This is a genomic window from Actinopolyspora lacussalsi, assembly GCA_030803735.1.
Taxonomy (GTDB): domain Bacteria; phylum Actinomycetota; class Actinomycetes; order Mycobacteriales; family Pseudonocardiaceae; genus Actinopolyspora; species Actinopolyspora lacussalsi.
In genome coordinates, this window is the sequence record JAURUC010000001.1 from 2,294,777 (window position 1) to 2,316,885 (window position 22,109).

Consider the following 22,109-nt stretch of genomic DNA (forward strand, 5'->3'; position numbering starts at 1 on the left):
AAACAAGATCATCTCACTCCGGTATCACCAATGCGTTAGAGCTCTTACTCGACCTCAGCGATCTCGATACCAAAGCTTTCCCATACCTCGGAAACCAGTTTCCGCCGCGCATAACGCACCAAACCACGTGACCACCATTTCTTCTCCGGTATATTAGTGAACACATCCGGAATCAGCAACGGCCGAAAGCGCGCGTCGATGATCTCCACCCTGGTACGAAACACCACCATCCCTGAATACCCCTGCAACTCCGGAGTATTCAAGGCCACCTCGATACTGCTTCTCGAAGTCCTATCATTTGAATAGTCTTCCATATCGTAGGGATACCCCTTCTCGCAGTCCGCGACGAAACGATCCCATCGCCCCAGCAAAGCCTCAGGATCTAAATCTCGCCAGCGCCCCGAGCTTCGGATGACCTCGACGAAGAGGTCATGAAAACGATCGGCACTCCACGTCACCAGTCCACCTCTTCAGAGAAATATTCCATTTCTGCATCAGGCCTGAAGTAGGAAACAATCTGGCCGTCGCGTTTCATGCCGATCTTTCCTGTGCTCATCTCGTAACGGATCCACGTGTTATCCCTATCACGTTTGCCTTCCCGGACTCCCGACGGACAGGCATCGGGACACATGAGAGCCTGTGAGTCCGCTACGTACCTGTCGAAGCCGTCCTCGGTGTCATACTCGGGCATATCGGGAGTACGTGTGAAGTTCCCGTCGTCATCCATTCCGAGAACATGTTTGTCGTAATGCTCGTCCGCGCTGTTTTGACCATACGGCGGCCAGTCACAGTCGCTGTTGTGGACGAGTGTTTCGTCGTGGCCGTTGAGGTCGACGTAGTAGGTGTGGGTGTCGTTGATGGTGAGGTTGTGGACGCGCTGCAGCGCGGTCCAGGTGCGGATGCCGGTGACCAGCCGCTGCTCACCCTCGGCGGTGCGCACCCGATCACCGGCCTGGAGATCGGCCGCGTCGACCCACTCGTCCCGGTTGGGCACCCAGAACGGGTGCTCACCCGTCGCCGTCACCGAGTCGGTCGCGGATCCTCGGTCACCATCGGTGTCGACAGTGACCTCTACCAGGTGTTTCTGGCCCTGGCCGGTGATGGTGGCCGTCACCCGCTCCGGCTCGGTCTCCCCCGTCTCCGGGTCGGTGGCCAACACCCGATCCCCGAGCTCGACCTCCTCAATCGCGGTCCGCGACCCATCGGCCAACACCACCTCGGTACCCGGCACGAAACTGTTCGGCGTGCACGCACCACCAGCACCCGACGAACCGCCAGAGCCCGACGACCGCGCCGAACCACCACCGGGCAGATCCGGCGTCGACCCCGGACGCGACATGCCGCCACCACGCCGGAGACCACCCACAGCCCCCAACGCATCCGGCACGAACCCACCGGCATCCTCCCCAGAACCCGCCGAGGCCGCATCCGCGGCCAGTACACCCAGCTCGATCGGCTCCTGGTTGTCCAGCCGATCCAGCCTGTTCTGCACCTGCTTGGAGACCGTGTTCGACGGCTTCGGCTTGGGGTGATGCGTCATCGCATCGTCACGCACCCGCTTACGCCGCGCCGCCAACCGGGCCGCCTCACGCGCCGCCGCCCGGGCCTGAGCGATCGCCGCCCGCGACATGGTGCTACCGGCCGCCGAACCACCAGCGGAAACGGCCACACGCCCACCGACGTGCCCCACGGTCTTACCGACCCGAGTACCGGCCCTACCACGGGCCTTACCACCACCGCGACTCTTACCCTTGCTCTTGGCCTTGCTACCGCCCCCGCGATTGAACTTCCTACCACTGGACGGCACGTCGTCGGCCGCCTTGCCCGCCTTCCGGCCCCGACTCCAGGTCTTGTAGCCCTTGTAGGCGGTCTTGACTCCCTTGGCGATCTTGCCGACCGGCGTGAAGTTCGCCGCCGTCCAGGCACACCCCGCCCAGGAGCCCTGGAAACACCGCTTGGCGTCGTTGTAGCCCGACACCTCCTTGACGACGTCGAGCGCCTTGCCCCAGAAGTAGCCCCGCGGATCGATCCGCGTCAGCGGATTACCACCCGCATAGGCGTACCGGTTGGCATCGGTCGTGCTGGTCGGATCCAAATTCGCCGAGTCGCGCGAGGTGAACGTGCCCGTGCCGGGCCGGTACCAGCGCGAGCCCATGTTCACCTTGCCGCTGTCGGAATCGGTGAACTGCCCCTGGTAGCCCAGCGAGGGCTGCGAGCCCTCCTGCTCGCTCACCTGGCCGAACGGCGAGTACGAGCGCCACCCCGACACCGAACCGTCACCCGGCGAGACCGTGCCCACCAGGTCGGTGTGCTGGTTGGTCACCGCGATCCCGGCCGAGTCGCCGTTGCCGACCCCGAGCGCACCACCCTCCGGCGTGTAGGAGTATTCGCTCTGCCCGTCCGAGGTCACCTTCAGCGAGTCGCCCGCGTAGGACAGTGAACGCGACCCGGACGAGACCAGCCGGTTCAGCGCGTCGTAGCCGTAGGACTTGCCGCCGTCCTCGGTCATCTCGCCGTAGGCGTTGAACCGCACGTCGGTGGTGGTCCCGCCCGCGCTCCGGGCGGTCACGGTGCCGCGCGCCGAGTACTCGAACTCGGTGCCGCCCCGCGAGAGCAGCCGGTTGCGTTCGTCGTAAGTGGCTGTCTCACCGCCGGAGCCGACGAGGTTGCCCGCCGCGTCCCAGGAGTACTGGGTGACCTGGTCACCGTTGTCCCAGGAGGTGAGTCTGCCCGCCTTGTCGTAGGTGTAGTCCGAGGTCGTGGTGGCCGAGGCCGTCGAGTTCTGCTTGCTGATCAGCCGGTCGGCGACGTCGTAGTCGTAGGACAGCTCCGTGCTGACCGAATCGTCGGCCCGGTGCACCGTGTCGGAGGAGAGCCTGCTGAGCTCGTCGTAGCCGTACTCGCGGTAGGTCCTCTGACCGCCGTACTCCACTTGGGCGCGGCGCCCGGCGTCGTCGTAGCCGTACGTGGCGGTGATGCCGGTGAGCGGGTCCACCGCCGTGGCCAGTCGTCCGGCCGCGTCGTAGCCGAACGACGCCTCGCCCGCAGCCGTGGTGGTGGTGCTGATCCTGCCCTCGTCGTCGTAGGCGAAGGTGGAGTCACCGGAGGGCCCGGCGGCCGAGACCAGGTTGCCGCGGTCGTCGTAGCCGAAGGTGTTGGTCTTGCCGGACACCGTGGCCGAGGTCATCCGCCCGGCCTTGTCGTAGCCGAAGCTCCGGTCCGGGGTGGACGCCTCCGCGCCGGAGCCGCTCTCGCCGACGAGGTTGCCCAGCGCGTCGTAGGACTTGCTGACGGTCACCCCGCCCGGTTGGATCTCCCGCTTCACCCGTCCCAGCGCGTCGTAGGCGGTGGTGTAGGTGCGGTCGGCGTCGTCCGGGTGCCGCTCGGTGGCGGGCTCGATCGTGGACTCGGTCGTGTTCCACGAGTTGACGGTGTAGACGGTGTTGTTGCCGTTGCCGTCGGTGGCCCTGGTGACGTTGCCCGCCGCGTCGTAGCCGTAGCTGGTGGTGATCTCCTCGCCGTCGGCGACCGGGCGGGTGATCGAGCGCAGCCGGTTCAGCGGATCGAACGAGCGGGTGGTGGTCACCCCGTGCGCGTCGGTGCTGCTGACCTGGTTGCCCGCCCGGTCGTAGCCGAAGGCGCGGTCGCGCACCTTCTCGCCGGAGGCGTCCAGGTCGGACGTGCGCAGCAGCCTGCCCGCGAGGTCGTACTCGTAGTTGGTGGTCACCCCGGACGGCTCGGTGATCGAGACCGGTTTGCCCTGCGCGTTGTGGACCGACGTGGTGGTGTTGCCCGCCGGGTCGGTCATGCTCACCGGGTTGCCGAGGTCGTCGTGCTCGTAGGTGGTGGTCAAGCCGGTGGGCGTGCTGACCGAGGCCGGGTTGCCCAGCGCGTCGTAGGTGTAGCGGGTGGTCAGGTTCCTGGTCGGTTCCGGCACGCGCTCCACCACGGTGGAGGTGATCGTCCTGCCGAGCTCGTCGTAGGTGTAGTGCTGCTCGGCGCCGGTCACGTCGGTGACCGAGAGCCGCTCGCCCAGCGGGTCGTAGGTGGCGCGCCACACGCCGCCGGACTGCTCACCCTCGCGTGCGGGGTTGGTGCGCCGCACCAGGTTGCCCAGTTCGTCGTAGCCGAACGTGGTGGTGTCGCCCAGCGCGTCGGTGCTCTCGACCACGCGACCGGCCGCGTCGTAGCTCTTGGTGCTGGTGGCGGTGATCGGCTCGCTCGCGCCCGGCGGGGTGTAGTCGGGCCTGGTGGTGCTCACCTGCCGCCCGGCCTTGTCGTAGGCGCTGGTGGTCACGTTGCCGTTCGGACCGCGCCGCGCCACCGCTTCGCCGAAGGTGTTGTAGCCGTTGGTGACCACCGGCGAGACGGGCTCGGCCGGGTTGCCGCCGGATTCGGCCCGCACCTCCGGTCGCGTCACGGTGACGCGCCTGCCGAGCTCGTCGTAGCCGTACTCGGTGGTGAACTCGGCCGGATCAGCCCCTTGCGCGGTGCCGCGCGGGTCCACGGTGGACGTCACGAGCCCGCGCTGGTCGCGGTGGCTCTTCGACACCAGGGTTTCCCCGCCGGTGTGGACGGTGTGCGAGAGGCGCCGCCCCATCGGGTCGTAGCCGCTCTCGGCGTGCCGGACGGTCTCGCCCCGGGGGTTCCGGTCGATGACCTCGACCGGGTTGCCGACCGCGTCGTAGCTGGTCTCGGTGGAGCGCAGCACCCGCTCGCCCTCGCGGTCGGTGCTGCGCACCGGGCGTCCGGCGGGGTCGTACTCGGTGCTGGTGCTGTACTGCCCGTCGCCGCGGACCACCAGCGACTCGGAGCCGTTGCCCAGGTACTCGTAGCGCCGCAGCAGCAGGTCGCGGGTCTCGCCGCTTTCCGGGTCCTGATAGTCCAGCAGTCGCTCGGCCGCGAGCTGCCCGTCGTCGTAGTAGGTGCGGGTGGTGGTGCGGCCCATCGCGTCGGTGACGCTGGCCAGCCGGCCCGCCGGGTCGTAGGCGCGGGACTCAAGCACCACGTCGTGCGGTTCGGAACCGTCACCGCTGAACCCGGTCACCGTCATGGTGGCCAGCTGGTGCCGGGCGGCGGTGTAGGTGTAGGTGTACTCGGTCCCGGTGGGAGTCACCCGGCGCACTACCTCGCCGAACTCGTCGTACTCGGTGCGGGTGACCCCGCCCTCCGGGCCGGTGACCTCCAGGCGACGGCCCCGGTTGTCGTAGGTGTAGGAGGTGGTGCGGGCCGGGTCGTTGCCCAGCGCGTCGTCCACCGTGGTCTCGGCGATGCTGCCGTCGCCGTTGTGGGTGTTGCGCACCCGGCGCTGGTGGAGCTCGCCGGTGACGGCGTTCTCGGTCTCGGGTCCGACCTTCTCGACCAGCCTGGATGCCTGGTCGTAGTCGAAGGTGGTGGTCAGCCCGTCCGGCTCGCTGTCGGAGACCTGGGTCTCGCTGGTCTTGCGCCCGAGCCCGTCGTAGTCGTACTCGGTGACCAGCCCGGCCGGGTCGGTGACGCTGGCGAGGTCACCGGCGCTGGTGTAGGTGTGGCTGGTCTCGTTGCCCGCCGGGTCGGTCTCGGAGGCCAGCAGCCCCGGTGGCTGGGTTCCGCCGTCCGGAGCCGGTTCGTCGCCGGTGGTGTAGGTGTTGGTGGTGGTGCGCTGGGCACCGCCGGTCTCACCCGGCTCCGAGGTGCTGGTGAGCTTGCCCGCGGCGTTGTAGGAGTAGGTGGTCAGGTAGGTGTCGTCGGTTTCGGAGTCCGAGCGGGCGTCCCGGAACTCGGTGACCTTGCCGTTGCGCGGGTCCAGCGGGTCGTCGGGGTTGTGGTAGTAGGAGCGGTAGCTGGTGTAGCACTTCTCGGTGCCCTCGGTGCGGCACCGGGTGCGGGACAGCTGGTTGCCGCGTTCGTCGTTGGAGATCCTGGTGGTGTTGCCGTTGGCGTCGGTGATCCGGTTGACGAACCCGCCGGTGTCGTAGCCGTACACCTTGGTGGCGCCGTCCGAGTTGGTCACCGAGATGGTCCGGCCACCTGCGTTGGGGTCGTAGGTATAGGTGCGGACCCCGCCGTCCGGGCCGGTGATGTCCACGGCCGTGGCCGCGTTCCTGGCCGAGTAGTGGTCGGCCACGCTGGCGCTGTCCAGCGGCCGGTGGTAGAGGGCCACCTCGCCGATGGAGCCCTCGAAGTGGTTCCACACCTGGTCGGGCAGGGCGGGCCAGTCGTTGGAGTCGAGCTGCCCGACGCCGAGGAAGTCGTAGCGGTCCCGGTTGTCGAGCTCGCCCGATTGCGATCCCACCATGTTGCCGTCCAGATAGAGCCGCTGCGAGTCACCGGCGGCCGACAGCGTCACGTGGTGCCACTCGCCGTCGTTGACGGCGGAGTCGGTGGTGATCCCCGAAACCTTGTCGTTCCAGAAGTGCCCGCGCAGTTTGCCGTCGGTGCCCACGTAGAGCACCGGCATCGCACCACCCGGGGGATCGGTGACACTCGGTGCTTGGTTACCGGTGGCGTAGAGCACCCCGCCCTCGGAGCTGGAGGTCTTGAACCACATCTCCACGGACAGTCGGCCGCGGCCGCGCGCCTGGCTGTTGGGCAGCCGCACATAAGAGCTCTGCCCGTCGAAACCGACGGCTCCCGCGCCGCGCATCGGCGGGGAAACGTCCTTGTCGACACCGTGGTAGGTGGCGTCGGTCAGCGCGTGCACCGATTCGGCGTGCGTGCTGCCCGCCGGGTCACCCAGCGTCCACAGGGTGTGGACGTTCTCCTCGCGCACGGCCGCCCGGTAGTCGGCCGCGTCACCGCGCGCGGCGTAGTGCTCCTGGGCGTCGGATGCCGAGACCCCGTAGGGATACAGCGCTACCTGGCCGATCGAGCCCTCGAAGTGGCCCCAGGTGCCCTCGGGTTTGGCGGGCCAGTTCAGACCGTTGAGCAGCCCGGTTCCGACGTAGCCGTAGGGGTCGACGTTCTGCAGCTCGCCCTGCAGCGTCTGGACGGCGTTACCGTCCAGGTACAGCGTCTGCTGCTCGGGCTTGCCGGACAGCATCACCTGGTGCCACTGGCCGTCGTTGACCTTGTTCGCCGAGACGGCGCCCTCGGTCTCGGCGTTCCAGAAGTGGCCGTGCAGCTTGCCGTCGGTGCCCACGTAGAGCACCGGCATGGCACCGCCGGTGGGGTTCTCGTCGTCCGGGCGGTTGTTGCCCGTGGAGAACAGCACGCCGCCGTCGGTGCTGGAGGTCTTGAACCACAGTTCGACCGCCAGTCGTTTCCTGCCGGTGAGCGTGTTGTCCGGTAGCTGGACGTAGGAGCGCTGCCCGTCGAAGGAACGCGCCGCGGTGTCCGGGAACGGGCCGGAGGTACGCGAGACCGAGTGGTACTCGGCGCGCCGCAGCGCGGGATCGCCGCGCGCGGTGGTTCCCTCGTTCTCCCGCAGTCGCCAGTTGGCGTTCGGGCGCGATCCGGTCACCGCTTCGCCGTAGCGGAACCCGTCGCCCTCGGTGGTGGACTCACCGACCTGCCAGGTGCCGCCGTCCGAGTCGGTGTAGCTGGTCACCCTGGCGGTGGACGAATCGTAGGAGACCTCGGCCGCGTAGGCACCGCCAGCGCGCTTGATGGAGGTCAGCTGCTCGGTGGCGGTGCGGGCCGCGTAGTGCTCGGCGGCGACGGTTCGGCCCATCGGCTGGTGGTACATCGCCACCTCGGCGATGTCGCCGTCGAAGTAGTCCCACGTCGCGTTTGGGGCGGCGGGCCAGTCGCGGGAGTTGAACCAGCCCGCGCCGACGTGGTTGAGCGGGTCGACATTGTCGATCTTGCCACTCTGGCTGCCCACGGTCCGCCCGTCGAGGAACAGCGTCTGGGTGTCGCGGGCGCCGGAGAGCACCACGTGGTGCCACTCGCCGTCGTTGACGGTCGATTCGGTGGCGATCCCGGCCGTCTTGTTGTTCCAGAAGTGGCCGTGCAGCTTGCCGTCGGTGCCGACGTAGAGCGCGGGCATGGCGGCGTCGCTCGGGTTCGAGGTGCCCGGCCGGTCGTAGCCCGTGGAGAACAGCATCTCACCGCTGGAACTGCTGGTCTTGAACCACATCTCCACGGCCAGGTACTGCGAGTTGCGCACCATGTCGTCGGGCAGCTGGACGTAACTGGAGGAGCCGTCGAAACCGGCCGCGGTGGTGGAGCCGCCCGCGATCGGGCCGGGCCTGCCGTGGGTGAGGTTGTGGGAGGTGGCTTCCTTGGACTCCCAGTAGCCGGGCACCTCGCTGGTCACGGCGGTGTCGGACTGTTCGGACAGTCGCCAGTAGGCGTGCGGTTTGGCGTCGAGCGTGACCGAGCGGTAGTGCGAGCTGTCGGTGTAGGTGTAGTTGTCACAGGCCCCGGTGGGATCGCAGACCCTGGTGAGCCGATCGCCGTCGTAGTGGTAGTGCCAGGTCGACACCGGATCCGGCGCGGTGCTGACCTCGGTGACGTGCCCGCCGGAGAAGGTCAGGTTCAGCGAGCGCCCCGAGGTGGCGTCGGTGACCGTGGCGAGGTTGCCCGAGTCGTCGTAGGAGAGGTGCTGCTCGCGCCCCTGCGCGTCGACGATCCGGCTCAGCCGTCCGTTCGAGTCGAACTCGTAGCGTTGGCCGCCCTGGGTGCGCAGCGTCCAACCGTCCGATTCGGTGCGCACCAGCGTGGCGGTGCGGCCGGAGGGGGTGGCGTAGCTGCCGTCGGGATTCCGCCCGTAGCGGGCCTGCTGCCCGGTGGCGTAGGTGACCACGACGTTGCCGGAACCGTCGTCGTCGGGCACCACCCGCGCGTCCCACTTGGTCGACCAGCCGGAGCCGAAGGCCAGGTTCTGCCGGGGGTCGAGGCTGTTGTAGGAGCGCGCCACGGACAGTTCCGGACCCACGGCGGCGATCTCGGCGTCGGTCTCGACTTCGGCGAAGTTGCCCACACCGGGGTCGACGCGCCCGCCGACCTCGTCACCTGAGGAGAGGTGGCTGGTCACCGGCGGCTGCGGCACCTTGGTGGTCAGGTGGGAGCCCTGCGTCCAGGGACTGGCGATCCGCATGTCGCCGATCTGGCCGTACCAGACGTAGTTCTCGCCCCAGGTGAGTTCGCCTTCCGGCACCGACCAGACCGGGGAGTCCACCCAGCCGGAGTTGAAGCAGTCCTCACCGGACGCGGAGCAGACCTTGAAGCGGTAGTTGATGCCCTCGCCCGGGTAGGTGTCCTGGTCGTGACCGGTCAGCGCGAGCGTGGGGGTCAGCACCGAGGCGTTGTAGTCGCTGGGCGGCGACATGGAGTCCACGGCGGGCGGCTGGTTGGGCACGGTGAACGCCACCGACGCCGACATCGGCGCACCGGTCGAGGAGAACCGGGTGGTGCCGTAGTGGTCCATGTCCCAGCGCAGCGAGTACTCGCCCGGCGGCAGTTTCTCGACGCGGGCGTCGATGGTGACCGTCTGTCCGGGAGCGACGTCGTGCGGCATGTCCGTCCACGCCGTGGAGGTGCGCGGCAGCTCGTTGCCCTCGGCGTCCCAGAGCCGGTAGCCCAGCTTGTAGTCGTTGTCCGGGGTCCAGGTGTCGCGCCCGCGGTTGGTCACCGTGACGCTCATCCGACCGTCGTCGCTGCTGGTGACGACCGGGCTCATGCCGCCGAGCTCGTAGTCGGCCCAGTACGGCGTGTAGGTGACCTCCAGGTAGGGCGGGTTGGCCGAGGCCGCGCTGGCGAACTTCTTCCAACCCTTGGAGTCGGTGTCCGAGGCACGCAGCGCCAGGCCGTGGTTGGGTTCGCCGTGGGTCCAGCCGTGCACGAGATCGCGCCCGGCGTTGCCCAGCGGGATGTCCACCCACTGCGACCCGCAGCTGTCGTTGTAGCCGTGGGCGAAGCTCTTGCGGGCGATCTCCGCGCCGGTGGCCGGGCCGGGATAGCTCTTGCTGCCCTGCACCGACCAGGGCTGGGTGACCTCGTGCACCCGAACCGGCCTGGCCTCGCAGGAGTAGGACCAGGTCTCGAACATCCGCAGCCTGGCACCGAGGATGTAGTTGCCCGCCAGATCGGAGCTGATCGAGTCGAATTTCAGGAAGGCGGCGGCCTTGTTGCCACCGCCGTTGTAGGTGCCCACGCTCATGTTGGGCTCACCCGAGTAATCGCTGTCGTAGGGCGACTGCACGTAGGTGGTGCCGTCGGTGTCCTTGCCGACCACGCTCGGGTCGACCTTGACCGGGAAGACCCGCTCCGGGTCCGCGAGCCACTCCTCGTCCACCGAGACCCGCAGCACGGGCTGCTCGGCGTCGCCGACGATCTCGTACTTCACGCCGTCGGAGCGCACGCCCTCACCGGAGCGGGGGTGGACGTTGGAGTCCACCATGTAGCCCGGTGGGATGACGTGGCGGACCTCGCCCTCGGAGTCCTTGAGCAGCACCGAGCCCTCGTGCAGCTCCGGCGTGAGATCGCCGACGTTCATCGGGAAGTCCCACACGGTCGGCGCGTCGGCCGACTTCAGCCGGATCGTCTCCTTGATGCCGACCGCGGTGGCCTGCAGGTTGAGATCGGACTGCGGCCGGATCCCCGGGTAGGTGACCGAGCTGCCGGAGACCTTCGCGGTGACGTCGGCGGCGTCGGCCACCCGGAATCCCAGGGATCTGCCGTCGGCGAGTTCGACCGAGGCGATCTCGGAGGTGTTCGCGGCGCCCGCGAAGTTCTTGGTCCGCGAGTCGGTGGTGGTCTTCCAGACACCGCCGTCCTGTTCCAGGGTCAGATCGACCGGTTGGAGGCCGCCGTCGGCGGTCTCGGCGAACTTCTGGCTCTGGTAGACGCGCAGCGTCCTGGTGCCGTCGGCGTTGGCGAAGGTCTGGCTCTGGCTGGAGCGCTCACTCTTGAGCTCACGGCTGGTGTTGGGATCGAACCCTCGAGTGGCGGCGTCCGGTTCGGAGCCGATGCTGACCTTCGCCTTCTCCGGCAACTGCTGCGGCAGTTCCGGGGCGGGCGGGCGTTCGTCCGAGGGCAGCCCCTCGGCGGGCCGCGCGTTGTGCGACTTCCCGCCGGATTCGTTCTCGGCCGAGGTGTCCTCGCTGGAGGCGTCGTGGGAGCGCCCGGCCGCACTGCCCTGTCGCTGTTCCGGAATCTCGCCCTGCGTGGCGGCCTGCGCCTGCAGCTGCGGGGCGTTGATCAGCCCCACGACCACTGCCAACGCGAGCAGTAACGACCCGATCCTGGCGGGACGCGGCGTGCTGCCACGGTGCGCGTCGTAGCTCATCAGAAGTTCCTCACCAGCCGTGAGCCGCGGACCACCCCACCGCGACAGCGGAGAGCCGACCACGACCCGAGTGGAACCGAGCGGAGCACCGGCCACGCCGGAGCGACGGAACGCGGTGTGCCCACACCGGACCCGTCTCCGTTCGGTTCCGAACTGCACGTACCGGCGTCACGCGGCGGAACCCGGCAATCCGGGCCCGGCCGTCGAAACGCCCGGCGGAACTTAGCCGTGAAACTGGCGTGAATTGAAGAGGGTATATCTCTTTGTGATCTTTTTGTGCCGATCAACCGGTTCGCGCGGTGTTCGTTTTCACAATTTTCGGCGTGGACAAAAAATCGTTTGACGATTAAACCGCGCGCGTGAAGCCTCCGAGCACTCTCCGTGAGAACACTCTTCGTGTCGGGGACGTGATTCCCGCGCCTTCGGTTGCGTCACCCGGCGTGAAAAAAGAATCCGCCGGGAAACGGATTCCCGGCGGACGCGGTGAGCACCGATCTCGGTGTCGCGGGGCGACGGAGGCGGACGACGAGCGGAGCGTCCGACCACGCGAGAGCGGGATCAGCCCGCGAACCCGGAGATCAGCCGGAGTGCTCGGGCACCCCCGCCGAGTCCGCGGACGAGCACGACCCGGACGCGGGTGAGGTAGCGGCCACGAACGGTTCGGGAAGTTCCGGAGCCGCACCGAGCAGCCACGCCAGTACGGCCTCGGCCCGCTCGGCGCCGCGACCGTCACCGAACGGATTGCCGCCGGCCAGCATCGACTCCCTGGCACGGGCGTCGTCGAGCAACCGCGAGGCGTGGTGCACGATCCGGGCCCGCTCGGAGCCCACCAGCAGAGCACACCCCGCGTCGACGGCTTCGGTGCGTTCGGTGACGTCGCGCAGCACCAGCACCGGAACCCCGAAGGCCGGCGCCTCCTCCTGGATCCCGCCCGAATCGGAGAGCACCAGTGTGCTGGCGGCGAGCACGTGCGCCAGCTCGCCGTAGGGCAGTGGATCGGTGACCAGCACGCGGGGATCGGCCTCGAACATGCCCCGGACCATCCCGCCGACCCGCGGATTGGGATGAGCGGGCAGCACCACCCGGATGTCGGGGTGCAGCGTGGTCAGCTCCCGGACCGCGGTGAGAATGCGCCGCATCGGCTCACCCCAGGATTCCCTGCGGTGCACGGTCACCAATACCAATCGATCGTCACCGTTGGCGGCCCGTTCCACCGTCCCGGCCAGCTCCCCGTTCTCGAACACCCTTTCACCGCGGGTTGCCGATTCCACCGCGTCCACCACGGTATTGCCACTCACCAGGATTCTTTCGGAGGCGATCCCGGAATCGCGCAGATTCCGCGCCGCGAGCTCGGTGGGGGCGAGATGAAAATCGCCGACCTGGGTGACCATTCTTCGGTTGAGTTCCTCCGGGAACGGCGCTCGCAGGTCGAACGAGCGCAGTCCCGCCTCCAGATGGACCACCGGAACACGGCGCCAGAAAGCGGTGAGCGCGCCCGCCAGCGTCGTGGTGGTGTCACCCTGCACCAGCACCGCTGCCGGCGGCCGACTCCCGGCCAACTCGTCCAGAGCCGTGATCAGCTCGCTCAGCAGTTCCGGCTGCGTCCCGCTGCCGCGGCGCACCGTGATGTCCACATCGGACTTCAGACCGAAGGTGCGCAACGCCTGCGAAACCATTTCCGGATGCTGTCCGGATGCCACCATTACCGGACGTATCCGACCGTTGTCGAACGACGCGCGGGCAACCGGGGCGAGTTTGACCGCCTCGGGGCGTGTTCCCGCGACGAGCCAAACTTCTGGCTGCCCGTGAGGTGCGAAACTGTTAATCTCGCTGCCGTACATATTCCGCGACCTCCGACACGCCGAGAACGGCCGACTCCGCTCGACCCACAGGAGATCTATACCGAAAGAAGCGCGGTACCGCATGCACGTCCGCGCTCGTGTCCGAATGATGACGTGTCCGAATGATGAAAGGTCTTGTTCGAACGGAGTGGACATGTATTCTCTTCGGTTCTGCGGCGCTGCCGCGTCGAGCATGGGAATCGCGAGCACCAGCGGTAGCCCCGGTGTTCTCTACGGTATTCTGTCGATCTTCTCGCTGCTGGCGTTGCTGCTGGCCGTGCGATCCGTGCGACTGCACCGGCGACCGGAGGCCACGCTCCTGATCGGGCACGAGAAATGACCGGATGGCTCCCGGTAGTACTGATGATCGTACTACTCGTCTGGTGGCCCACGCTGAATCTGCTACTCGCGGCGTTCTCGTGGCGGATCCCGACGTCCGTGACGGAGCACGGCGAGAACGAGCCGTTCTCGTTCTTCATCGTGATCCCGACGCTGAACGAGGAACGCGTCATCGCAAGCACCGTCCATCACGCACTGGCACTGGGGAGCCCCGAAACGCCGGTTCGGGTGCTGGTGATCGACGACGACTCCGACGACGACACCCGCGCGATACTGGCGGGCATCACCGACCCCCGGCTGCACGTGATCCACCGCGAACCACCCCGGGCACGCATCGGCAAGGGAGACTCGCTCAACCAGGCGTGCGGGTACGTCCTCAGCCACACGGAGCTGGATCCCGCTCGGACCGTGGTCGGCGTGCTCGACGGTGACGGCCGGGGCAGCCCCGACATGCTCGGCGAAGTCACGAACATGCTGCGTGACGAGACGATCGGTGCGGTGCAGTGCGGAATACGCATCCAGAACCGCGAGAGTGTGCTGGCACTGCTGCAGGACCTGGAGTTCGGCGTGATGATGGACTCCGTGCAGCTGCTGCGGGATCTGCTCGGCAGTGTGGGACTGGGTGGCAACGGCCAGTTCATCCGGCTTTCCGTGCTCGCCTCGTACTCCTGGTCCGACAGCCTGGTGGAGGACTACGAATTCGCGCTGCGGTTGCACTTGGACGGTGTGCGCGTCAGATACACCAACAGTGCACGCGTCGGCCAGCAGGGGCTTCCGGACGTACCGAGGCTGCTGCGGCAACGAGCCCGCTGGGCACAGGGCAATCTGCAGTGCGCGCACCACGTTCCGAGCCTGGTGAGATCGCGTGCGGTGAGCAATCCGGCGCTGCTGGACTTCCTGCTGGCGTTGATCATGCCCTGGGCGACGGTCCCGATGTCGGTGGTATTCAGCGGTCTGGTCGCGCTCAGCGTGGTCACCACCACCGCGGCGACCACCGGAAACGTGCTCACGGCTGCCCCGGCGATCGCGCTGGCCTCCGCCACCTGGCTGTTCCTGCTGTTCCTGCCCGGACTGGTGTGGGGCCTGGTGCACCGCCTGCGACTGGGTGACGAGCCGCTGCGGCGTTGCCTGCTGGCCGGAGTGTGCTATCCGGGTTTCCTGCTGTGCGGGGTGTTAGCCACGTGGCGCGCGATGTTCCGCAGGGTGACGCGGCGGAACTCCTGGGCCAAGACGGACCGGGTACCCGACCGGCCCGTCGTGGCGGAGTGAGGTTCTCCGGGCGGCGCGCCGGAGACTCCCGAACCGTTCGAGGCGAGCGGTGGGCTCTCCCGCCGTACCGCCCCGAAGCCGAGTGCCGCGGCTCGCCACGGACGATGGACGCATGACCGACAGTGCGCGCGACGGCGGGAACTTCCGACGGCTGGCACCGGGCCAACGCACCGTGGTCCGGCTCGCCGCCCCGGACTCCCCGGAGCCCCGGAAGCTGTTCGAGACGACCGAGATCCTGCTCGAAGCCCCCAACTGGACCCCGGACGGCAACGCGCTGCTGCTCAACGGGAACGGAGCGCTGTGGCGGCTCGACGTCGCTCGTCCCGAGGACGTCGAACACGTCCCGCTGACCGGGGGGCTGCCGGACATCAACAACGATCACGTGCCCGCACCGGACGGGCGGACCGTTTACGTCACGGCCAAGGACGGGCACATCTACGCCGCCCCGATCACCGGAGGCGCGGCCACCCGGCTGACCGAGGACGACGGGTGGCGGCACTACCTGCACGGCGTCAGTCCGGACGGAAGGAGTCTGGCGTGCGTGCTGCTGCCGAGCGGTGGGGACGGTACTGCCGGTGAGCTGGCGGTACTGCCCGCCACGGGCGGCCCCGTGCGACTGCTGGAGACCGGGCCGGGACACCTCGACGGGCCGGAGTACACCCCGGACGGTGAGTGGATCGTGTTCAACGACGAGTCGTTCGGCGAGGAGCCCGGGCACGCGCAGCTGGCACGCGTCCCCGCCGAGGGGGGAACACCTCGCCGACTGGTGAGCTCGGCGACCGTGGACTGGTTCCCGCACGTCTCCCCCGACGGCAGGTACGCGAACTACCTGTCCTACCCGGCCGGGACTCTCGGGCACCCGCCCGACACCGAGGTCGCGATCCACGTGGTCTCCACGGCGGACTGGCAGACCCCGATCCACACCTTCCCGCTGTTCGGCGGCCAGGGCACCAGCAACGTGGGCAACTGGGCCCCCGACAGCGGGCGGTTCGCCTTCGTGTCGTACGGGTAGGAGTTCGGCGGCTCGGTCCGCGTGGCCGGTTTCGCGGCGGAACCTCCGGCACGGCGGTGCCGGGGCGAGGGTGGTCGGAGTTCGGCCTGCGTCGATGGCGCGGCGATTTCGCGAGAAATTTACGCAGTCGGAGCCACACCGCACCACCGGCCCGACGATTTCGCGAGAAATCGACGCCCGGGCCCTGCCAGAGAGACCATACCGGCCAGGCCCCAACCGAAAGAAGTCCTCAGACGCCTTCGGGGGCGAGGTTCACCCCGAAGTTTCCTCGCGTGCGCACTTGGCCACGAAACGGGGGCTCGGAGTTCCCGCGGTCGGGATCGGATCCGATCTGCGATCACCGCGATGCCCAACCCCCACCAGCGCCAGTACCGCACCGATGACAACCGGAGAGGTGTAACCGGACACGAGGTTGCCGACCGGTTGTGGCCGCCGCCCCGGCTGCTGCTTACACACGCCACCCACCCCATGTCCGGCCTGAACGCAGCGGATCTGTCCGAGCTGGCGACACTGTGGTGGATCTATCCCGAGACCACGGCACTCACGTATCTGCTGCGACGACGGGAGTTCGACGAGTTGCCGACGATCGCCGCGGCACATCCCAACACCGTCTACAGCTCGGATCTCGGTCAACCGGAGCAACTCGATGTCGGGAGCTGGCTCGAACACACCACCCGATGGTTTCGGGAGACCGGGGTGGACGATGCGCTCGCGCGGCGAATCACCCGGCGGAATCCGGCCGAACTCCTGGCGCCCGACCGCCGGTAGAACCGGAACGTCGGTCAGGAGTTCGCGACCGACCACCCCTCCTGTCGTGCTGCCCGCCGTAGCGTGCTCTCGAACCGACTGCCGGCCAGCGTGGCCAGCGCGAGTCGCTCCCGAGGAGCATCACTGGTGGGCAGCGGTCGCCATACCAACTGGCCGTCGTTGACCACCGATGCCGGACGCAGCGCCACCAGACCGGGCACGGACAACAGGGCGTGCCGGAACAGCGCGTCCTGGTCCTGGTCCAGCGGGTGCAGCGTCGGCTGCCAGCCGAGCTCCGCGAGCTGCGAGGTGACCGTCTCGGAGTATCCCGGCGCGCAGCCCGAGTTGTACCAGACCAGACGTTGCGAGGAGAGAGCGTCCCAGGTCAGCTCGGCCTGTGCTGCCAGGGGGTGTTCCTTGCGCATCACGACTCCGAGCGGCTCGTCCAGCAGCACGCCGCACACCAGACCCGGACTGCTGTGCGGCCACCGGATTATGCCGAAAGCGAGCTCACCACGGCTGATGAGTTCGGGTTGCGAAGCGGCGGGCACCGCTCGCATGGTCAGTGCCTGCTCACCTTCCTCGGTCCGGTCACCGTGCTCAACACACCGCGACAGCCCGCGTTGGGCCTCGAACAACGCCTGTTCCGGCACCCCGCCGCACACGCCTACCTTCCAGTCCGGAAGGGCGGGTGCCACTGCGGAGATCGCGGCACGCAACTGAGTGGGAATCCCCTGCACCGCGTCGAGGAACGCCCGACCCGCCCGGGTCAGTTCGACCCCCCGGACAGTGCGCCTGAAAAGTGCCGTACCCAGTCGGCGCTCCAGTCGTCGAATCTGCTGGCTCAGGCTGGGCTGCGAGATGTGCATTTCCTGAGCGGCCCCGGAAACGCTACCGGCGCTCACCACCGCCAGAAAGTACCTCAGATGGCGAAGGTCGAAGCTGTCGATCTCGGCAGCGGCGGAAACCGCTTTCAGGAACTCGTCACGCGTGGCCTCGTCGTGCGCGTGTGAGTTCGGATTTCTCCCGACCCGCGATTCGGAATTCTCGTAGCCCGCATCCGTCATGTCCCCTCCCGTGTCCCGGCATTCCCGTCGATGCGCTCAACGATCGCCGCGATCATGACACGGAATCGTGGCAGAAGAACGGAAACGGGAGACAACGTGTTCAAGAGAACACCGGTTGTTACTTCCTACGGGGGAAGGGGCGGCCTTTCCGGGTTGTGCTCGGGACCACGGGGATACCGGTACGACTACGTCGCCAGCCGTTCGGCCACGGCCGAGCGAAAAGCGACGTAGCTGCTGGGCGTGCACCCGCGGGGACCGCGTCTAACGAGACGGGGCCGGTTCGACCCTGTCGCGAGTAGCGGTGACGATCACTCCTCCCGTACCGGCCAGCACCACGAGCACGATCCCGAAGGTCATGGTCCCGGCGGCCAGTCCGACGAGGTCACTGAGGTAACCGGTCAACACCGGAAGCGTGCCCGCCAACGCGTAACCACCGACATTGAGACCCGCATTGGCCTCGGCGAGGCGATGCCCGGGAACGGAGGCGTTGAGCAGCGAGAGTCCACCCAACTGCCCCATCCCCTGGCCGCAACCGGCCAGCAGAGCCGCGAGGGCCAACGGAGGCACGGAATTGGTGAACACCGCGACGGCCATCGCCACCATGCTCAGCACCGTGCTGACCGCACCCAGCTGCAGGATGCGGGGCACCGGCATCCGCTGCACCGCGAACTGGACAGCGGTAGCGATCAGGAACATCACGAAGGCCAACCCGCCCGCGACCATCCGGTTGGTCGATCCCAGCAGGCTCGCCAGCAGGGAAGGTCCGAGTGAGAGCACGAACGAGGTAGCGGTGATCCCGGGGGCGAAGACCGCGATCCCGAGCACGAGCCGCAGCCGATCGTTCTTCGGCACCGAGGGCACACGGATCCATGCCCCACTGCCGGTGGAACGGGGGCGGCTCACCGGCATACGCCACACGACGAGCAGCGCCAGCACCAGCAGACCGGCCTCCACCGCGAACACAGTCACCGTGGGTCCGGGCGCCAGTTCGGAGAGAACACCGGCCAACATCGGCCCGAGTCCCGCCCCCAGCACCATCGCGGTCGAGGCCAGCAGAGCCGCCAGTCGCTTGCGGGAAGCTCCCCCGACGTCGGTGACCGCGGCCATACCCGCGGAGACCGCCGCTCCGACGGCGATCCCGGTGAGCAACCGGGCGGTGCACAGCACAAGCACCGAATCCGCCGTGGCGAACATGAGGCAGGCGATCAGTGCCAACGCCAGAGCGGGAAAGAGCACGGTCTTGCGTCCGAGCCGGTCGGAGACCACCCCGCACACCAGCAGGGACCCGATGAGCCCCACTATGTAGAGCGCGAAGATCACGGTGAGCATGCCCTGCGAGAAACCGATGTCGCGCTGCCACAGCACGTACAGCGGGGTGGCGGCGTTGGACAGTGCGAAGATCGCGGCCACCGGGAACGCGGTGAGCCAGACCCACCAGCGAGGAGCCACGCCGGCTGGGGTGTCACGAACACTCGACGTTGGTGGTCGCGACTGTTCGGGCTCTGGTTCGGTTTCCTGACGCTGCCGCGTGGTCACGTTGTCGGTCATGGCCGAAAGCTCCTTGCTCGGCGGTCGTATCCGACGGAAACATAACTCCTGTACGAGAAAACTCGTACATAGGAAAACAGCTATTAGGAGTTTCCTATGACCCGAGTGACGGAACGCCGTTCCGAGCATCAGGAAGCGCGATCCTCGCCCGAACCGCTCCCCGAACCCTCCGCCGAACAGCTGCGTCTGGAGAAGGTACTGGCGGCATTGAGCGTGCCGTTGCGGCTGAGCATCGTCAGACAGCTGCTGCTGCACGCCGATGGCTCCGAGTACTCGTGCGGTTGGTTCGACCTCGACCGCCCGAAATCCTCGTTGACCCACCACTTCCGCGTACTTCGCGAAGCAGGCGTGCTGCGGCAGCGCCAGTACGGGCTGGAACGCCGCTGCCAACTCCGCATCGACGACCTGGAGTGGCGTTTTCCCGGTCTGATCGACCTCATCGCGGACTGGGAACCCGGGCCGAACAACCCCGACGAAAGCCATAGGCAGACGCAATAGCTCGAACCGAGCGGCTACGTCGGACCCGTGCGGCTAATCAATAGCTCGTATTCCCCGTGGAAGTACCGCGACGAGCACACCGACGGGCCGCTCGGGAACTGTCGAGGCTCTCATGGTGGGCGTACACCGGAATGCCGTGTTGCTGAACGCTGCCGAACACGGCACCCGGACCGCCTCGCGGCACGCGAAAAATCCCGCACCTCGCTCAACTCGAAGTACGGGATCATCGAAGTATCTACTGTGGAGCTGACGGGACTCGAACCCGTGACCCCCTGACTGCCAGTCAGGTGCGCTACCAACTGCGCCACAGCCCCGTTTTCCCGATCGGGATGTTCAGCTCGTCGTGACTGCTCATCCCTTGCGGGGACACGATACACCGCCCGCGCCCGAGCCGTTCGGGGGCCCGCCCCACGCCGTGCCCACGCGGATGCCCGGGCCGCCGATGACGGCCCGGGCACGGCGCGCTCACCTCACACTGTCTCGCGCATGTCGTGCATGATCGCGAGCTGAGCCTTCTGAGTGGACATCATGTCCTGGGACATCTGGTTCAGCTCCTGATCACTGCCGTTGAGGATCACGTCCCGCAACATCGCGACCGCACCGTCGTGGTGCGGGATCATCAGGTCCAAGAACATCCGGTCGAACTCGGCTCCGGAGAGCGTCGCGAGCCGGTCCATCTCCTCCCGGCTGGCCATCCCCATCCGCTCGAGCATCTCGGGATTGTCCAGCACGTCCTGGTAGGCGGTCTCCGGATCGGTCACCGGCAGACCGTTGCGGCCCTGCCAGCCCCGCATCATCTGAATTTCCAGACTCTGCTCGGTACGAATGCGGTCGGCCAGCGACTTCAGCTCGGGATCCGCCGCGCGGTCCGGAGCCAGTTCGGACATGACGATCGCCTGGTAGTGGTGCGGGATCATCATGCGGGTGAAATCGGCGTCGGCGTCGTTGTACGCCTTGGTGGCCGCACTCGCGGTCCCGGCGCCGAGCAGGCCCGCCAGCAGCAGCACCACCAGTGGGGAAAGTTTCCGCAGGAACATCGCCTGCTCCCTTCCGAACGGCCCGCGCCGGGCCCGGTGACGACCGGGCCCGGCGGCAGGACGGATCACTCGGGGTACGAGTACTGCGTCTGCGGGTTCAGCACGTCCAGGTGGACCTGCTTGGCATGGCCCATACCGGGACCGGTCACCTTCATGACGTCCAGGCCGCGCGTGATGTCGCTGGAGTAGACGTAACCGTTGTAGTAGTACGCCGACCAGGAACCGCCGAGGGTCAGGTAGTCCTCGTTGACCGGACCGCGGTCGAAGTAGCCGATCTCCTTCGGCGCGGTGGTGTCGGTGAAGTCGAAGATCGACACACCGCCCTGGTACCAGGACTGCACGTAGACGTTGCGGCCCGGAACCGGGATCAGGTTCCCGTTGTGCGCCACGCAGTTCTCGGTGTCGGTCTGGTCGCGCGGGATCTTGTAGTAGCTCTGGAAGTCGAGCTCGCGGTCGTCCCCGCTGCCGGTGATGTTGTAGATCGCGTTCGCGCCCTTCTTGGGACCGACCTCGTCGTTGCACGTCGGCGCACCGCCGCCACCGAGCTCATCGGTGAACAGGACGCTCTTGCCGTCGTTGGTGAACGTCGCCGAGTGGTAGAAGGCGAAGTTCGGGTCCTCCACCGTGGTGATCACCCGTGGCTCGACGCGGTCGGAGATGTCCAGCAGCGCGCCATCGCCCATGCAGGCACCACCGGCGAGGTCGTACTCCGGGTAGACCGTGATGTCGTGGCAGCCCGCGGTGCCGGCCGCGCCACCGTCGGGGAAGAGCACCGGCTCGGCTACCACCTTCGCATCGGTCGGGCTACCCGCCGGGACGTTGATGACCGAGATCGAGTCGTGCGGCGGCTGGCAGTTCGGGAACGCCGGGTCCGGGTTGTACGACGAGACGTAGAGGAACAGGTCGTCGGTGTTCTTGCCCGGGACCATGGTGTGGGTGTGCGAACCGCAGCTGGTCTTGATGCCCTTGAGGTAGCGCGGGTTCGCCTTGTCGCTGATGTCGAAGACCCGCATCCCTTCCCAGGAGCTCGGGTCCTCGTAGGAACCCTGCTCGCTCTGGCAGGTGGGGTCGGTGCGCGCGTAGTCCACCGACATGAACAGCAGGCTGCCGTCCGGGCTCACCGACACGTCACCCTGCCCACCCGGGCAGTGCACCTGGGTGACCGTCCTCGGTTTGTGCGGTTTGGAGATGTCGTAGACGGTGAAACCGTCGTAGCTGCCCTGGAAGGCGTAGTCCTGGTAGAACGCCAGATCGGTGTGGTTCGATTCCTCCAGCGGACCCTGCCGTGGCACGTTGGCCACCGGGTGGACGTTGTTGCTGTGCCGCACGTCGTCATCCGGCGGCTGGGCGGCGACGGACGGCACGATCAGTGCCAGCCCGGCGACGGCAGCGGCCAAGCCGAGCGCGAGCGGCCTTCGGGATCGCCGTCGGCCACGAAACTCCAGCATTCGGTCAACCTCCCTGAAATCCCCAACTCAGGACTCGCCGGGCGAGCCGGAGGATCCTGAGTTTTCCGGCGAGGATCCTTACACGCCGGAA

12 protein-coding genes and 1 tRNA gene are annotated in these 22,109 nt (G+C 67.6%); 5 read left to right on the forward strand and 8 right to left on the reverse strand.

Going from position 1 to position 22,109, the window contains the following annotated elements:
* Positions 1 to 44: 44 nt before the first annotated feature.
* From J2S53_RS10195 to wecB, 3 genes are all read right to left on the reverse strand, one after another.
* Positions 45 to 458 carry a hypothetical protein gene (locus J2S53_RS10195; protein WP_456240773.1) on the reverse strand — a complete coding sequence of 138 codons (414 nt, stop codon included), beginning with the start codon at positions 456 to 458 and terminating at the stop codon, positions 45 to 47.
* Positions 455 to 11,212: a LamG-like jellyroll fold domain-containing protein gene (locus J2S53_RS10200; RefSeq protein ID WP_456240774.1), complete on the reverse strand. Its 10,758-nt coding sequence runs from the start codon at positions 11,210 to 11,212 to the stop codon at positions 455 to 457. Before J2S53_RS10200 ends, J2S53_RS10195 begins: the two co-directional genes overlap by 4 nt.
* Before the next feature lie 578 nt (positions 11,213 to 11,790).
* Positions 11,791 to 13,053, reverse strand: a complete 1,263-nt coding sequence (wecB, locus tag J2S53_RS10205; protein WP_456240775.1) for a non-hydrolyzing UDP-N-acetylglucosamine 2-epimerase — start codon at positions 13,051 to 13,053, stop codon at positions 11,791 to 11,793.
* Positions 13,054 to 13,207: 154 nt separating this feature from the next.
* On the opposite strand from wecB, the gene J2S53_RS10210 reads away from it, so the two are divergent.
* The 4 genes from J2S53_RS10210 (at position 13,208) to J2S53_RS10225 (ending at position 16,441) form a co-directional block, all read left to right on the forward strand.
* Positions 13,208 to 13,393, forward strand: a complete 186-nt coding sequence (locus J2S53_RS10210) for a hypothetical protein (RefSeq protein WP_456240776.1) — start codon at positions 13,208 to 13,210, stop codon at positions 13,391 to 13,393.
* A 23-nt stretch (positions 13,394 to 13,416) separates the two neighbouring features.
* Positions 13,417 to 14,661: a glycosyltransferase family 2 protein gene (locus tag J2S53_RS10215; protein WP_456240777.1), complete on the forward strand. Its 1,245-nt coding sequence runs from the start codon at positions 13,417 to 13,419 to the stop codon at positions 14,659 to 14,661.
* Positions 14,662 to 14,773: 112 nt separating this feature from the next.
* Positions 14,774 to 15,673 (forward strand): TolB family protein, encoded by a 900-nt coding sequence (locus tag J2S53_RS10220; RefSeq protein WP_456240778.1) that lies wholly within the window; start codon positions 14,774 to 14,776, stop codon positions 15,671 to 15,673.
* A gap of 345 nt (positions 15,674 to 16,018) precedes the next feature.
* Complete coding sequence (locus J2S53_RS10225) at positions 16,019 to 16,441, forward strand: hypothetical protein (protein ID WP_456240779.1); 423 nt, start codon at positions 16,019 to 16,021, stop codon at positions 16,439 to 16,441.
* A gap of 14 nt (positions 16,442 to 16,455) precedes the next feature.
* On the opposite strand, the gene J2S53_RS10230 is transcribed toward J2S53_RS10225, so the two are convergent.
* Positions 16,456 to 17,487, reverse strand: coding sequence for a LysR family transcriptional regulator (locus J2S53_RS10230; protein WP_456240780.1), 1,032 nt, complete (start codon positions 17,485 to 17,487; stop codon positions 16,456 to 16,458).
* A gap of 261 nt (positions 17,488 to 17,748) precedes the next feature.
* Positions 17,749 to 19,035: an MFS transporter gene (locus J2S53_RS10235; protein WP_456240781.1), complete on the reverse strand. Its 1,287-nt coding sequence runs from the start codon at positions 19,033 to 19,035 to the stop codon at positions 17,749 to 17,751.
* A 96-nt stretch (positions 19,036 to 19,131) separates the two neighbouring features.
* Between J2S53_RS10235 and J2S53_RS10240 the strand changes: the two genes are divergently transcribed.
* Positions 19,132 to 19,533: an ArsR/SmtB family transcription factor gene (locus tag J2S53_RS10240; protein ID WP_456240782.1), complete on the forward strand. Its 402-nt coding sequence runs from the start codon at positions 19,132 to 19,134 to the stop codon at positions 19,531 to 19,533.
* Between the two features lie 241 nt (positions 19,534 to 19,774).
* Here the strand turns inward: J2S53_RS10240 and J2S53_RS10245 are convergent.
* The 3 genes from J2S53_RS10245 to J2S53_RS10255 form a co-directional block, all read right to left on the reverse strand.
* Positions 19,775 to 19,847, reverse strand: a tRNA-Ala gene (locus J2S53_RS10245).
* 156 nt (positions 19,848 to 20,003) lie between these two features.
* The gene (locus J2S53_RS10250; RefSeq protein ID WP_456240783.1) at positions 20,004 to 20,570 is read right to left on the reverse strand and encodes a DUF305 domain-containing protein; all 567 of its coding nucleotides are present in this window, start codon (positions 20,568 to 20,570) and stop codon (positions 20,004 to 20,006) included.
* A gap of 65 nt (positions 20,571 to 20,635) precedes the next feature.
* Positions 20,636 to 22,018, reverse strand: coding sequence for an LVIVD repeat-containing protein (locus J2S53_RS10255; RefSeq protein ID WP_456240784.1), 1,383 nt, complete (start codon positions 22,016 to 22,018; stop codon positions 20,636 to 20,638).
* Positions 22,019 to 22,109: the final 91 nt, after the last annotated feature.

Excerpts from the sequence above, each read along its gene's own strand:
- J2S53_RS10220 (WP_456240778.1), top strand. The coding sequence starts at position 14,774 with ATGACCGACAGTGCGCGCGACGGCGGGAACTTCCGACGGCTGGCACCG.
- J2S53_RS10210 (WP_456240776.1), top strand. The coding sequence starts at position 13,208 with ATGTATTCTCTTCGGTTCTGCGGCGCTGCCGCGTCGAGCATGGGAATC.
- J2S53_RS10215 (WP_456240777.1), top strand. The coding sequence starts at position 13,417 with ATGATCGTACTACTCGTCTGGTGGCCCACGCTGAATCTGCTACTCGCG.
- J2S53_RS10230 (WP_456240780.1), bottom strand. The coding sequence starts at position 17,487 with ATGACGGATGCGGGCTACGAGAATTCCGAATCGCGGGTCGGGAGAAAT.
- J2S53_RS10200 (WP_456240774.1), bottom strand. The coding sequence starts at position 11,212 with ATGAGCTACGACGCGCACCGTGGCAGCACGCCGCGTCCCGCCAGGATC.
- J2S53_RS10235 (WP_456240781.1), bottom strand. The coding sequence starts at position 19,035 with ATGACCGACAACGTGACCACGCGGCAGCGTCAGGAAACCGAACCAGAG.
- J2S53_RS10240 (WP_456240782.1), top strand. The coding sequence starts at position 19,132 with ATGACCCGAGTGACGGAACGCCGTTCCGAGCATCAGGAAGCGCGATCC.
- J2S53_RS10250 (WP_456240783.1), bottom strand. The coding sequence starts at position 20,570 with ATGTTCCTGCGGAAACTTTCCCCACTGGTGGTGCTGCTGCTGGCGGGC.
- wecB (WP_456240775.1), bottom strand. The coding sequence starts at position 13,053 with ATGTACGGCAGCGAGATTAACAGTTTCGCACCTCACGGGCAGCCAGAA.
- J2S53_RS10225 (WP_456240779.1), top strand. The coding sequence starts at position 16,019 with ATGCCCAACCCCCACCAGCGCCAGTACCGCACCGATGACAACCGGAGA.
- J2S53_RS10255 (WP_456240784.1), bottom strand. The coding sequence starts at position 22,018 with ATGCTGGAGTTTCGTGGCCGACGGCGATCCCGAAGGCCGCTCGCGCTC.